General features: G+C 33.3%; 14 protein-coding genes and 1 tRNA gene. 1 reads left to right on the top strand and 14 read right to left on the bottom strand.

Annotation, left to right across the window (positions count from 1 at the left end; translation table 11 throughout):
• Positions 1-256 precede the first annotated feature (256 nt).
• The 6 genes from ACE83Q_RS06180 to yycF all read right to left on the bottom strand — a co-directional run bounded on the left by ACE83Q_RS06180 (position 257) and on the right by yycF (position 7231).
• Positions 257-1549 carry a S1C family serine protease gene (locus tag ACE83Q_RS06180; RefSeq protein ID WP_409021864.1) on the bottom strand — a complete coding sequence of 431 codons (1293 nt, stop codon included), beginning with the start codon at positions 1547-1549 and terminating at the stop codon, positions 257-259.
• A gap of 111 nt (positions 1550-1660) precedes the next feature.
• Positions 1661-2470 carry an MBL fold metallo-hydrolase gene (locus ACE83Q_RS06175; RefSeq protein WP_409021863.1) on the bottom strand — a complete coding sequence of 270 codons (810 nt, stop codon included), beginning with the start codon at positions 2468-2470 and terminating at the stop codon, positions 1661-1663.
• A 34-nt stretch (positions 2471-2504) separates the two neighbouring features.
• Positions 2505-3326, bottom strand: a complete 822-nt coding sequence (yycI, locus tag ACE83Q_RS06170) for a two-component system regulatory protein YycI (RefSeq protein WP_409021862.1) — start codon at positions 3324-3326, stop codon at positions 2505-2507.
• Positions 3327-3339: 13 nt separating this feature from the next.
• Positions 3340-4659 carry a YycH family regulatory protein gene (locus ACE83Q_RS06165; RefSeq protein ID WP_409021861.1) on the bottom strand — a complete coding sequence of 440 codons (1320 nt, stop codon included), beginning with the start codon at positions 4657-4659 and terminating at the stop codon, positions 3340-3342.
• The gene (walK, locus tag ACE83Q_RS06160; RefSeq protein WP_409022829.1) at positions 4646-6499 is read right to left on the bottom strand and encodes a cell wall metabolism sensor histidine kinase WalK; all 1854 of its coding nucleotides are present in this window, start codon (positions 6497-6499) and stop codon (positions 4646-4648) included. Before walK ends, ACE83Q_RS06165 begins: the two co-directional genes overlap by 14 nt.
• Positions 6500-6520: 21 nt before the next feature.
• Positions 6521-7231, bottom strand: a complete 711-nt coding sequence (gene yycF / locus ACE83Q_RS06155; RefSeq protein WP_409021860.1) for a response regulator YycF — start codon at positions 7229-7231, stop codon at positions 6521-6523.
• A 196-nt stretch (positions 7232-7427) separates the two neighbouring features.
• Here yycF and ACE83Q_RS06150 point away from each other — a divergent pair.
• Positions 7428-7500 (top strand) — tRNA-Lys (locus tag ACE83Q_RS06150).
• A gap of 163 nt (positions 7501-7663) precedes the next feature.
• Here ACE83Q_RS06150 and ACE83Q_RS06145 read toward each other — a convergent pair.
• The 8 genes from ACE83Q_RS06145 to rplI all read right to left on the bottom strand — a co-directional run bounded on the left by ACE83Q_RS06145 (position 7664) and on the right by rplI (position 13484).
• Positions 7664-8191 (bottom strand): Asp23/Gls24 family envelope stress response protein, encoded by a 528-nt coding sequence (locus tag ACE83Q_RS06145; RefSeq protein WP_409021859.1) that lies wholly within the window; start codon positions 8189-8191, stop codon positions 7664-7666.
• Positions 8192-8220: 29 nt separating this feature from the next.
• Positions 8221-8421: a DUF2273 domain-containing protein gene (locus tag ACE83Q_RS06140; protein WP_409021858.1), complete on the bottom strand. Its 201-nt coding sequence runs from the start codon at positions 8419-8421 to the stop codon at positions 8221-8223.
• A 16-nt stretch (positions 8422-8437) separates the two neighbouring features.
• A complete protein-coding gene (gene amaP / locus ACE83Q_RS06135; RefSeq protein ID WP_409021857.1) occupies positions 8438-8992 on the bottom strand; it encodes an alkaline shock response membrane anchor protein AmaP in 555 nt (184 codons plus the stop codon).
• Between the two features lie 25 nt (positions 8993-9017).
• Positions 9018-9263: a GlsB/YeaQ/YmgE family stress response membrane protein gene (locus ACE83Q_RS06130; RefSeq protein WP_409021856.1), complete on the bottom strand. Its 246-nt coding sequence runs from the start codon at positions 9261-9263 to the stop codon at positions 9018-9020.
• A 385-nt stretch (positions 9264-9648) separates the two neighbouring features.
• Positions 9649-9858, bottom strand: a complete 210-nt coding sequence (locus tag ACE83Q_RS06125) for a CsbD family protein (RefSeq protein ID WP_409022828.1) — start codon at positions 9856-9858, stop codon at positions 9649-9651.
• 226 nt (positions 9859-10084) lie between these two features.
• Positions 10085-11371 carry an adenylosuccinate synthase gene (locus ACE83Q_RS06120; RefSeq protein ID WP_409021855.1) on the bottom strand — a complete coding sequence of 429 codons (1287 nt, stop codon included), beginning with the start codon at positions 11369-11371 and terminating at the stop codon, positions 10085-10087.
• 182 nt (positions 11372-11553) lie between these two features.
• Positions 11554-12945 carry a replicative DNA helicase gene (dnaB, locus tag ACE83Q_RS06115; RefSeq protein WP_409021854.1) on the bottom strand — a complete coding sequence of 464 codons (1392 nt, stop codon included), beginning with the start codon at positions 12943-12945 and terminating at the stop codon, positions 11554-11556.
• A gap of 83 nt (positions 12946-13028) precedes the next feature.
• Positions 13029-13484: a 50S ribosomal protein L9 gene (gene rplI, locus ACE83Q_RS06110; protein WP_409021853.1), complete on the bottom strand. Its 456-nt coding sequence runs from the start codon at positions 13482-13484 to the stop codon at positions 13029-13031.
• Positions 13485-13490: the final 6 nt, after the last annotated feature.

Genomic DNA, 13490 nt, shown 5'->3' with positions numbered 1-13490 from the left:
TATCATTTCTTAATTATACGCTTTACACATTGGTATAACAGTCTTTTTTTATTTTAATTATCAAATAAATAAAAGTTAGTCACAGCCTATCCAATTAATTGTGCATAACTATTTTATTTAACAAGTCCCTTTATACTGCCTTTTCCATCCGTTACTCACACCCTCCTTAATATCTATCCACTTAGTTATACACAATATCTATTTAAAATAAAAAAATAATCGTAAATTAAGTTATTTACGATTATTTCATATTTATTTATTGAGCTGATGATGCTGATTTACTTGTTGAACTTGTTCCCGTATTTGCATCTGTTGCTTCTAAGGTTAATTTGATGTTAGCCTGTTTCAACTTACCATCGTGATAGAATTCAACAGCCACTGTATCACCAATTTTGTGTTCATATAAAACTTCTCGTAAGCTTGAGATATCGGTAACTTTCTTACCACCTAGCTTAACGATAACATCATATTTACCAATACCAGCATTTTTAGCAGGTGAATCACTATTTATTTTAACAGCAACAATCCCTGAAGAAACACTTGTTGGTAATTTTAAGACACTCTTTTGATCACTTGCTGAGACGTAATCTAAATCAATTAATGAAATTCCTATTGCAGGACGTTTAACTTTTCCATTATCAACTAATTGATTAATGATTGATACAACCTCATTACTTGGAATAGCAAATCCCATTCCTTCGACAGAAGTTGATGATGCACTAGAACTAGTAGATCCTGTTGCTGTACTTGCTAGTTTCATCGAATTAATACCGATAACTTGACCAGAAGTATTAATTAAAGCCCCACCTGAGTTTCCAGGATTAATTGCAGCATCAGTTTGAATAACTGTTGCTTGGCCTGTTTTAACACCCGAATCATTGGTTACATCAATTGTACGTTTCTTAGCTGATATAATTCCTTGCGTTAATGATGTCGCATAATCAGATCCAAGTGGAGAACCGATAGCCAACGCTGTTTCACCAACAGTGATACTATCAGAATCACCAAATGTGGCAATTTGAGTCACATCTTTAGCTGATATTTTTAAAACAGCTAAATCAGTAATCGCATCTTTACCAACAATTTTGGCACTTAATTTTTTACCATTACTCAATAAAACTTCAACTTTACTTGCGCCAGAGATAACATGATTATTAGTTACGACATAAGCACTACCATCTGATTTTTTATAAATGACACCAGATCCTTCACTTGATGCTGATTCTGTTGTCGCTGAGGAATCGCCTGCTGCACCAAACATATCCGTTAAGCTGTTACTTGAACCACTTGATTTCGTATATGAAATCACTGAAACAACTGCATTTTTAACTTTAGCAAATGCTTTTGACGATTCGTTACTTGATTTAACACTTACATTTGTTACCTTAGTTGTACCTGATTTATTTGAGGATGTTGTAACTGCACCATTATCACTATTATTATTTTGGTAAAATGTATATCCACCAAATGCAATTCCGCCACCAACTAATCCTGCAATAAGCGCTGTAACAACTGTTTTACCTAAGCCTGTTCTATTTTCATCTGACATTTTTATATACGCGACACATTTGTCGCTGCCCCCTTAAACGTAATCTTTTACTCTTTTAAGAATAACGGTTAATTGTGAACTATTTATGAATAAAATTTGAAAAAATTGTTCTTATAAAACAACCAATTTTGTTGCCTTTTCCGGATCTGTATCGAAAATATTAAAATCGCCACCAACTGCTAAATCATGTTCTTTCATCGTTGATTCAACCGTTAGATGGGCCAATTCTTTCATATTATTGTCTTTACTAAGATGGCCTAAAAAAATTCGTTTTGTCCGATTCCCCATAACATTCATAAGTGCATCAGCACCATCTTCATTTGATAAATGACCTTTATCACCTAAAATACGCTGTTTTAATGACCATGGATAGCCGCCCATACGTAACATTTCAATATCATGATTACACTCAAACAAGTAGGCATCTGCATCAGAAATTGTCCCTTGAACGTTCTCTGAGACGTAACCTGTATCCGTTAGAATAACAAATGACTTATTGTTATGATGAAATTGGTAGAATTGCGGTGCCGCTGCATCATGAGAGACACCAAAACTCTCAACATCTAAGTCATCAAATGTAATCACTTTACCCATCTCAAAAATTTGCTTCTTCTCAACGGGAATTTTACCAATCGTATGAGCCATAGCCTCCCATGTTAACTCATTTGCATAGACGTTCATATCATACTTACGTGCTAGAATACCAGCAGCTTTTGCATGATCCGTATGTTCATGTGTCACAAATAATGTGTCGACATCGTTAATATCTCGACCAATATCTGTCATTAGGCTCGCAATTTTTTTACCACTTAAACCAGCATCTACAAGGACCTTGTGCTTAGGTGTTTCAATATACGTGACATTTCCCGCACTACCGCTTGCAAGAACGCTAATCTTCATATCGTCTGTTCCTTCATCCATTACTTGCCTGCGCCTCTATCCTTTTAATCTTCATTTAATTCAAAATATCAGTGCTATCCTTCATAATCGCTCCTGAAAATGAATTAACTTGTTTATACTGCGTCACACCATTACTTGGATTCTTAACAGCTACTATCCAAACTGGAATATAGACGCTATATTTTTTATCCAAACTGAGTAACTCAGCATATCCTAACTTAGACCATTTAACCTTACTTTTACTTGCAAATTGATTATATTGATACAATATCAGTATTGCTTGTTGTTGACTAATAATTGACTCATTTTCACGTAATTTTTCTGTATTTGCCATATATGTTTGTGAATAGCCACTAATCTTATTATTTTGAATAGTAAATTTAATTAGTCCAACATTTGAGTAAACCATTTTATCGTAAACAACCTGCGAATACACAACACTTGTCTCTGTTGAAAGACTGCTGTTATAGCGATAATCGTCTCCATGTAGAATTAAAGTTTTATCACTCATAATTGTCTTATCAATTGTTTTATTTGGACTTTCACTATCTGCGATATTGATTGGTGTCACAAAAACACTAGATAATTGATTATCTTTATATGTTGTAACTTGTGATTGAAGCTGATTAGCATCGCTTTTCAATACGTCGGATGATTTATTAGACATATATACACCAGTCTCTTTTTTATTTGAGATACTGCCATATTTAATATCATCTTCTCGCATTTCTTTAAGCGTTGTACCAGTTTTTGTTGTCCCAGGCGATGCTCGACTTGAAATTTCAATTTGTTGATTTTGTCGTAGTGAGGTGAATAAAAAGATATTTAAACCAAGAAAAACAATAATAAAAATAATTTGAATTCGTCTAAAATCCAATTAATTCACCTCCCTAATCTGTTTGTAGTAATTCAGTATAACTTTTCCATTTATCTTGATATCGGATATACCAAGTGGGTTCTAAGTTGACTACCAAATCTGAATCAGAACTTGATACCCAACGATAACCTAATTGAATATCTGAAATATCCGCATCTTTATACCCTGCCGTAACTAAGCTACTTAACACTTCTTCTGTACTTGGTAGCATAACATCTGCTTTTCCAGATGGAACAGCAATTTGTAACGTTAATAATGAGAAATCAATTTTATTTCCACCATTATCTAGTCGCTCAACTTCAATCACACCATGTTTGGTTTGATTAAAAATCGGAAACCCTTCAATATAACTTCTAAATGTTGTTGTCATAGACTTACCATTAAATTGGTAGAAGTGAATATTATCTAATCCGATACCTGTATTTTTAATACTCGTATAACTTTCAGTTAAAGCATTGCCTCGACTCGTTTTTTGTTTCGCATCTGAATTTTCATCATCTTCAAATGAAACCAAATTTGTCGCATTTTGGACTGTTAATTGTCGATCAGAACCATCATAGTAAGTTATTGTTTTTTTACTTTCTTTAATGTTGACCGATGAACCATCTTTTTGTCCTAATAGGTTAGCAACATACTTGCTAGCTGTTTGCTTATCCACCAAATACCTAAAACGAGCTATATTAAAATCTTGATTATAGTACATAAAAATATCATTATTATGCAGTTTAAATGTAACTGGTAATTTCGATAACGTTTCATTTTGTACAACTTCATCAATTGTTTTACCTTTGTTATAGGCATCATTCAATGAAATCTCATAAATTTTTTTATCTTTGTCACTCAACAGATAAATACTTTTCTTATTATCACGCGGAATAATCACACGATTAATAAGTCGTGTTTTATAATTTTGATTTTGCTGATTGAAGACTTGATTAAATAACCCAACCGTAATTTCATCTGAGTAACTAAGTACCAATTGATTTTTTGCGTTTAAAAACGTTAAATAATCATTTTTATTTTTAATCGAAACTTCAGATATAGACGTTTCTTTCCATGTACGTATCTTTCTTTGAATATTTGAAATGATATTAATTTTTTCACTATATAAAACATTTTGTTGCTGGTTATCATTATAAATAACAGACGTTGGCGCGTACACTTCACTCAATTTAGTACTCTTTGTTAACTCTGTCTGCGTTGAATTCGTGGCTTTCGTTGACTCACTTTTACCATTCCATGTCGGATTTGTCCAAATGACCCATGATAACCCGATACTTGTCATAATTAATAAAAATAATATTGTTGGTAAAATAAATCTATTCAATTTCATCCCACAGGTCCTCCTCATATGATTCATAAGGCAATGAAATATAGAATGTTGAACCCTTGCCTTCCGAGCTATCTAACCAAATTTTACCTTTATGCATTTCGACAACCTCTTTTGAGATAGCTAGGCCTAATCCAGTTCCACCTTGAGCTCTTGATCTAGCTTTATCCACACGGAAAAAGCGATCAAAAATATGCGTTAAATCTTTTTTAGGTACACCAAGGCCCTCATCAGAGATACTCAAAATAACGTGCTTATGTGTCTCCAATAAACGACAAGTTATTTCTCCACCATCAGGTGAATATTTAATGGCATTATTCATAATATTATCAATGACTTGCACAATTTTATCGGTATCTAATTCAACCCATAAATCACGTTTAGTAAAATCACGTTTTATTGAATATTTTTTACCTGATCCATCATCAGTATTAATCATCATATCGAATCTATCCAGAACATAACTATATAATTCATTCAAGTTAACTAATTCAAGCTCTAACTTAGATGTTCCTGAATCCATTCGTGACAAATTAAGTAAGTCATTAATCATACGCATCATACGTTCTGTTTCATTCTGTGTAACTTTTAAGAAACCTGGCGCAACTTCTGGATCTTTCCATGCACCATCATTTAATGCCTCAATATAACTCTTCATACTCGTCAAAGGCGTTCTTAATTCATGAGAAACATTAGAAACAAAGCTTTCACGCTCACGTTCTATCTTTTGTTGTTCTGTAACATCATGAAGTACACAGACAAGACCACTAATAAAGCCAGATTCTCTTTGTATTAATGAAAAATAAGCATTCAAAATTTGTTCATGTTCTACATCAGATAAATCAATCATAATTTCATCTTGATTTTCTAACAAATCACGTAAAGTATACTGACTACGTAAATCAAGAATATCCAAAATTGATACTCCAATTGAGTCATTTTCATTTTGGTCTAACAAAGTAGAGGCCGCTTCGTTCATAATAATAATATTTCCACGACGATCCGTCGCAACCACACCATCTGTCATATGTGATAGAACACTATCTAAACGACGACGTTCAGCTTCAGATGATTCTTGTGCCTCTTCAACGCGCACAGATAAGTTATTAACCGCATCTGCTAATTGTCCTAGTTCATCATTAGAATAGACGCGAACTTTTCCGGAGTAATCTCCGCGAGAAATTCGAATCGTTTGCTTTTTCATCTCATCAATCGGACGAGTTATTGCCCGGGAAATAACTATCGTTATCAAAAGGACTAAAACAGCTGCAAAAAATGACGCGGTCACGAAAATAACCGTGATATCGTTAATATTTGAGTATAAACTTTCCAGATTGGCCTTAACGTATGTAAACCCAACCGTCGTCGTTACATTTCCTGCCGTACTAACTAACGGTACTATTGATACATAGTAGCGCTTATCACTAGATTCATCATAAATCTTTTTTTCAAACGTTTTAGGTGTATATAACACTTGCTTAATTGTTGCATCTGTCGTTTTTTGTCCCACAACTGTTTGATTATTAAAATCACTACTCCCACGAATTGTACCTTTACTATCAATTACTCGAATTTCTGTGATGCTTGAATTACTAACATCTTCCAATATTTTTTTGATATCTCTATCACCAGCAGCAGTATCTGTTTTTGCTAAATCCTTCGTAATTGAATTAGTAACATATATAGGTAGCTGGACTTGTTGCTTAAAGGTATCTAAGTTCTGCTGTTCTAATTGCCTAACAAAATAAGCCCCGACAATTTCCAACGTTATTAAAATTAATAACGCAAAAATGAGGGCTATTTTGAATTGAATAGATTTAAAAAAACGAATTTTTTGATTCATTTTCATCGTTATTCTCCTACTCTATTCTAAATCTGGATTTTTCATATAGTACCCAACACCACGACGTGTCACTAACCACTCTGGATGGCTTGGGTTATCTTCAACTTTTTCTCTTAAACGACGCATTGTAACATCAACCGTTCTGACATCACCGAAGTAATCATAACCCCACACCGTCTGTAATAAATGTTCTCTAGTCATAACTTGTCCTAGATGTTGCGCTAAATAATGTAATAATTCAAATTCGCGATGTGTTAATTCAATTTTTTCATCATATTTTGATACCATATATGCTTCAGGATGAATGGTTAATTGTCCGACTTGTATTTCACTATTTTGTGGTTGTTCTTCAGTTTGAACACTCTCAATTGTTTTTTGTCTTCTTAAATTAGCTTTGACTCTAGCCACTAGTTCACGGTTAGAAAAAGGTTTTGTTACATAATCATCTGCACCTAACTCTAGACCTAAGACCTTATCGATTTCTCCATCTTTAGCTGTAACCATAATGATTGGCATATCGTAAGTTTTTCTAACTTGACGAGCAACTTCTAAACCATCCACTTTTGGTAACATTAAATCTAATAGAATTAAATCCGGTTCAACTTCTTTAACTTTTTCTAAGGCTTCTTCACCATCGTAAGCTGTATAAACGTCGTATCCTTCTTTAGTTAAATTAAATTTAACGATATCAGAAATTGGTTTTTCATCGTCGACAACTAATATTTTTTTCATATGTGGATCCTCCTTATAGGAAGCTGTAAAATTAAATCTAGATACAACTTCTTAACCCTCCATTATTATAGCCTATTCAATCATCATTGCCAAACACAGTGATTAAATTTAACCAAATCCTTTTTTGAAAAGTTATTGTCTTTTATTAATATATATGATAATATATTTAACGTTGATGAATTATTATTAATGGTTTGGGTGGTTAGCTCAGTTGGTAGAGCAACGGACTCTTAATCCGTGGGTCTAGGGTTCGAGCCCCTAACCACCCATGGGTGCCAAACCCAACATATCGCAAGATATGTTGAAGCATCTAGCTGCGGCTAGGTGCTTTTTTTGTGCGCTCATTTACATATATGTTTCACGTGAAACAAAAAAAGAGAAACCCTATCGGATTTCTCTTAACTAGATTTAAATCTTATTGTTTTTCCAACGCTATTTAACCCTGTCATCATCGTTATTTACTACCTGAGATGTCGTTTTTTTAACGGCATCTACCCCATCTGTTGTTTTTTCTTTAATAACACTACCTGCATCAGATACACGATCTTGTAAACTTGTTTGTGAATCATCAAATTCTTTTGGCGTTTGAATGTCTACTACTTCAACATTCAACTCAATTAAAGCTAAATCTGTTGTTTCCTTTACTTGTTTATTAATAACTTCAGTTAACTGTTTATAAATATCATGTGCATTGTGCCCATATGCCATAATAATATTTAAATCAACCGCAACTTGTTCCTTACCAACCTCAACGCCGATGCCATCTGTTGGATTATCACTATTTACAAGTTTGTTTTTAATATTTGCGACAAATCCACCATCCACACCCAAGAGACCAGATACATTTTCAATTGCATAACCGACTATTTTTTGAATAACCTTGTCATCAAATGTCAATGTCCCCTTTGGTTCAGTATTTTCTGTCTTTGTTCCCTGCGTATTTGTTTTTTCTGTAGTCATAATTAAAACTCCTTTCGATTTTTAAATAATCAATTTTTCCGCGTAAAAATTTTTGAAATAAATGATAGATCAATATCATATTCTTTAAATAGATAACCAATCCATCCTGCTAACAGCGTCACAATCATAATGATAATCGTCTTCCAAAATCCTACAGTTACAAGTAACGAGGATATGATAAATCCTAGAGCACTACCAACTCCAATATTAATTGACATTTTATCTTTCATTTATGCACACTCCCTCTTATACTACCCGTGTAACTTTACGTTTTGAGTTTGATTTTTTACTTACCTTAATATCTACTTTGATAGGAATATGACTAGATCCAGCTAATAGATCATTGAGATTCTCAGTTAATTCACTCGTAATACGAGGTAATTGTCCAACTGTAGACTGTTGGTAAACTGAATCTGCAACAATATGAATTTTTCGCTGACGTCGTGTATTCTTCAAAGTAACTTTAATATTAGATAAGTCCTCACTAGACAACTTTGTCTTGATAAATTGGCTAATACCCTGGTTACTTAAAGCAAGTCTTCCTTCTTTAGTTTGCTTCAAAGGAATGTCTGGTAGTTGCGTAGGCCACAAAAGTATTAACAAAAATATGAAGACTGTTAATAGCAATAATACGATTCCATAATAGAAGATAAAATCGTTACTCTGAAAATTTGTACTAATGTTAAAATGTTCAAGCATTTTAGATAATTTCTCAATTATTTCTGGCCAAATCAGCAAGCTAAGCCCAATCAAGTATCCGAGGCTGACTATACTCAGAATAATTTTTTTACTCTTCTTCATAAACATACCTCTCTCTTGAATTGATTTACTTCCTTGCTTTTATACCAAATATAGCTGAAACAATTAGAACTAAAATTATCGCACCAATGATAGAAGGGATAATTGCCATTCCTGCCAAGCTAGGTCCCCAATGACCAAGAACGCTTTGACCAAGAGCTGACCCAACTAGTCCCGCGATGATGTTACTTATCCATCCCATTGACTCACCGCGATTAGTAATCGCCCCTGCAACAGCACCAATAATAGCACCTACAATTAATGACCAAATCATAATATGTTCCTCCTTTATTTATACTAAATAGTTATTTGTTATGTTAACTATTCGTTATATGTAATATAACATTATTTGAAATCGCTTGCAAATAAAACGATTTTATTACGCTCAATCTATGAAACTTAATGGATCTCTTTACCAGGCATTTAAACTTATATACACAAAAAAACAAAGATAAATAACTATCTTTGTTTTCCTCGTTGCTTAATTAATCACATAAAGTTAAACAAAATAAGATCTATGAATATCTGAGTGAATGAGATGAACTGATAGATACTATAATCACAAGATATACCTATTATTTATCTAACTTCGACTAATAAAAAGAAATAAAAAAACTCGCACTGCCTATAATAAGCAGTGCGAGAATCCAATAAAACTACTATTTCTTTTTACGTTTGTCCATAACTTCATCTATTTTTTCTGCAACATCATCTTTAACATCTTCTAGTTTATCCTTAGCTTTACCAAGGAAACCTTCCGCTTTACCTTTAACTTCTTCTTGCTTGTCTCCTGTCAATTTACCTTTAGTTTCTGTTACTTTACCCTTAATTTGATCTTTCTTTGCATCTAATCTATCTTCATTTGTCATCATGTTTCCTCCTCATAATATATTTGTCTACATACCGATAATAACACCCCAAGAAAGCGCATGCAACATATTCGACTTATGAAATATATAAGTTATATAAATTTTTAAACTCTAATTAATTAAGGTTATTTATATACTTAGTTATTAATTAAATAAAAAAAAATCAAAGTATTAACTTTGATTTTTTTCACATTAACTATTAATATCAACCTATTACTTACTTATTTTATGCCCAAACATCATCTAAAACATTTGTTTGATCACGATCAGGTCCAACTGAGAATGTTGAAATTTTAACATCAACGATTTCTTCAATACGTCTAATATAATTTCTAGCATTTTCAGGTAATTCTTCAAGAGTTTTCATTTGTGTAATATCTTCCGTCCAACCAGGTAAAATTTCATATACTGGTTTACATTGAGATAATTCTTTAAAACTAGCTGGATAACGATGAATAATTTCACCGTTTAATTCATATGCTGTACAAATTTTAACTTCTTTTAATCCAGTTAAAACATCAATACTGTTTAAACATAAGTTAGTCAATCCTGAAACACGTTTAGAATGATTCATAACAACACTATCGAACCAACCAATACGACGTGGACGTTTTGTTGTTACACCATATTCATGTCCAACTTCACGGATAGTATCACCGATTTCATCTAGTAGTTCAGTTGGAAAAGGACCATCCCCTACACGTGATGTATAGGCTTTGCAGACCCCAACAACTGTATTAATTTGGGCAGGTCCTACGCCAACCCCGACTGTTGCACCGCCCGCAATTGGATTTGAAGATGTTACAAACGGATATGTTCCATGATCAATATCTAACATAACACCTTGTGCACCTTCAAATAAGACTTTTTTACCAGAATCTAGTGCATCATTAATAATAACTGACGTGTCCATTACGTATCGTTTCAAACGTTGACCATAGGCAAAATATTCTTCAAAAATATCGTCAAATTCAAGTGGTTCGTGATCGTATAATTTTGTAAATTCACGATTTTTTTGTTCTAAATTATTTTTTAATTTTGCTGAGAAAGTTTCTTTTTCCATTAAATCAGCAATTCTAATACCAATTCTAGCTGCCTTATCCATATAAGCTGGTCCAATACCTTTATTAGTCGTCCCAATCTTATCTTCTTTTTTAGCAGCTTCTTGTAAACCATCAAGTAAGATATGGTATGGCAAAATGACATGAGCGCGGTCAGAAATACGTAAATTATCTCCTTTAACGCCGAGTTTTTGTAGATAATCAAGTTCTTCACATAAGGCTTTAGGATTCACAACAACTCCATTACCAATGATACTTAATTTATCTTGAAAAAAAATACCTGATGGAATCAAATGTAATTTGTAAGTATTACCTTCAAATACAATTGTGTGTCCGGCATTATCGCCACCTTGATACCGTGCAATAACATCGGCATTTTGACTTAAGAAATCTGTAATTTTACCTTTTCCTTCATCGCCCCATTGGCTACCTACTACAACTACTGATGACATATTTTCATCCACCTCATAATTTATATTTTAAATTCATAAACACAATCCTAGAATATTATAGCAATAAAATAGTTAAAACACAACTAAAATACGAACGTTTGTATTTTATATAAACATTTATTAACTATATAACGAACGTTTATCTTTTTATTCAAAAAAAATATCCCACTAAGGAATATTTTCTAGCTTTCTGGTATATAGGCAAGCGACGAGAATTTATTATATGATTTAACAAATAATAATTTAACTGTACCTCGTTCACCACCACGGTTTTTTTCAATAATAACTTCAACTTCACCAACATTTTGGTCATCTTCATCCCTTGGATCAGGTAGATTCCCATCTTCATCTTCATCAGTATCGCGTTCATAATAATCATCTCGATACAAAAATGCAACAATATCTGCATCTTGTTCAATAGAACCAGATTCACGAATATCTGATAACACCGGTCGTTTATCTTGACGTTGTTCAACGCCACGGGATAATTGAGACAATGCAATAACTGGAACACTTAATTCTTTCGCTAATTTTTTCATTTGACGAGAAATTTCTGAAACTTCTTGTTGTCGACTTTCGCGTCCTGAACCTTCAATCAGCTGTAAATAATCAACAACGATTAATCCTAATCCATCCTTTTCCTTTGCTAATCGACGGCATTTTGCCCGAATTTCAGCCATCTTTGACCCGGCAGTATCATCAATAAAGATATTAGCCTTTGATAATGAATTCATTGCCACAATCAAATTTGACCATTCTGATTCGTCTAATTGTCCCGTTCGCAAGTGATTAGCATTAATGCTACCTTCAGCACATAACATACGACTAACTAATGATTCTGCTGACATTTCTAAACTAAAAATAGCGACAGTTTCATCAGTTTTAGTTGCCACGTTTTGAGCAATATTCAGCGCAAAAGCTGTTTTACCAACAGCCGGGCGAGCAGCTAAAATGATTAACTCATCTGGATGTAATCCGGCAGTCATTTTATCCAACTCTGGATAACCTGTCGATAATCCAGTAATTGTATCGCCTTCTTTAGCTAACTTTTCAATATTTGTAAATGTACTTTTTAATACATCAGCAATAGCTTGAAAACCACTACTATTTCTTTTTTCAGACACGCTCATAATTTCACGTTCGGCATTATCTAGAAGCGTTGCTACATCATCATCTTGTGATAAACCCTTAGTTGCAATTGATGTCGCTGTCGCAATTAAGCGTCGAATCATTGATTTTTCTTCAACAATTTTAGCATAATACTGAACGTTAGCAGCCGTTGGTACAGAGCCAGCTAATTCAACAATATAGCTAACGCCGCCAATATCATCCATTTGATTTTTAGAAGTTAAATTATCTTGAATCGTAACAATATCAATAGCTTCATCTTTATCATTCAAATCCACCATAGCCGCAAATATCAATTGATGGCGACGTTGATAGAAGTCTTCAGGCTCCAAGTACTCCATTGCCTCAACAAGAGCATCACTCTTTAAAAAGACAGCGCCCAAAACGGCTTGTTCCGCTTCAATATTCTGTGGTGGCGTTTGGTCTGTTAATAGGTCATTATTCATTTTATCGTGTTCTCCTTACTTCCAAAATCAAGAAAAAAGCTGAACAAAATCAAATTTTGTCAGCTTTTCAAATAAATACTACTTTAGTTATTAGCCGAAACATGAACACGAATCATTGCTGTTACATCAACATGTAACTTAACAGGTACATTCGTGAAACCTAAGGCACGAATTGGTTCTGGTAATTCAACTTTACGTTTGTCGATTTTAATTCCGTATTGTTTTTCCATAGCTTGTACAATTTGTTTACTAGGAATTGAGCCAAATAAACGGCCATCTTCACCCGCTTTAGCTGTTAATTCAACAATTGTCTTATCATCTTCTAAAACGATTTTTTCATCTTTAGCTTCTTTTAAAATTTCTTCAGCTTTTTTTTCTTCAGCTTTTTGTTGTCCCTTTAAAGAACTCATTGCTGAATTTGTAGCCAATTTTGCTTTACCATTTTTAATTAAAAAGTTTTGAGCATAACCGCTTGGTACTTCTTTAATTTCTCCACGTTTACCTTTTCCACGAACATCTTCTAAAAATATAACTTTCATAATCAA

Origin of the sequence: Dellaglioa kimchii (assembly GCF_046115505.1) — a bacterium.
Taxonomy (GTDB): Bacteria; Bacillota; Bacilli; order Lactobacillales; family Lactobacillaceae; genus Dellaglioa; species Dellaglioa kimchii.
Note: the sequence above shows the minus strand (reverse complement) of the source record. Positions and strands in the feature narration are given on the sequence as shown.

Bases quoted from the DNA above. Each gene is read 5' to 3' on its own strand.
- ACE83Q_RS06180 (WP_409021864.1), bottom strand. From the start codon at position 1,549: ATGTCAGATGAAAATAGAACAGGCTTAGGTAAAACAGTTGTTACAGCG.
- ACE83Q_RS06175 (WP_409021863.1), bottom strand. From the start codon at position 2,470: ATGGATGAAGGAACAGACGATATGAAGATTAGCGTTCTTGCAAGCGGT.
- ACE83Q_RS06165 (WP_409021861.1), bottom strand. From the start codon at position 4,659: ATGAAATTGAATAGATTTATTTTACCAACAATATTATTTTTATTAATT.
- walK (WP_409022829.1), bottom strand. From the start codon at position 6,499: ATGAATCAAAAAATTCGTTTTTTTAAATCTATTCAATTCAAAATAGCC.
- yycF (WP_409021860.1), bottom strand. From the start codon at position 7,231: ATGAAAAAAATATTAGTTGTCGACGATGAAAAACCAATTTCTGATATC.
- ACE83Q_RS06145 (WP_409021859.1), bottom strand. From the start codon at position 8,191: ATGACTACAGAAAAAACAAATACGCAGGGAACAAAGACAGAAAATACT.
- ACE83Q_RS06140 (WP_409021858.1), bottom strand. From the start codon at position 8,421: ATGAAAGATAAAATGTCAATTAATATTGGAGTTGGTAGTGCTCTAGGA.
- amaP (WP_409021857.1), bottom strand. From the start codon at position 8,992: ATGAAGAAGAGTAAAAAAATTATTCTGAGTATAGTCAGCCTCGGATAC.
- ACE83Q_RS06130 (WP_409021856.1), bottom strand. From the start codon at position 9,263: ATGATTTGGTCATTAATTGTAGGTGCTATTATTGGTGCTGTTGCAGGG.
- ACE83Q_RS06125 (WP_409022828.1), bottom strand. From the start codon at position 9,858: ATGACAAATGAAGATAGATTAGATGCAAAGAAAGATCAAATTAAGGGT.
- ACE83Q_RS06120 (WP_409021855.1), bottom strand. From the start codon at position 11,371: ATGTCATCAGTAGTTGTAGTAGGTAGCCAATGGGGCGATGAAGGAAAA.
- dnaB (WP_409021854.1), bottom strand. From the start codon at position 12,945: ATGAATAATGACCTATTAACAGACCAAACGCCACCACAGAATATTGAA.
- rplI (WP_409021853.1), bottom strand. From the start codon at position 13,484: ATGAAAGTTATATTTTTAGAAGATGTTCGTGGAAAAGGTAAACGTGGA.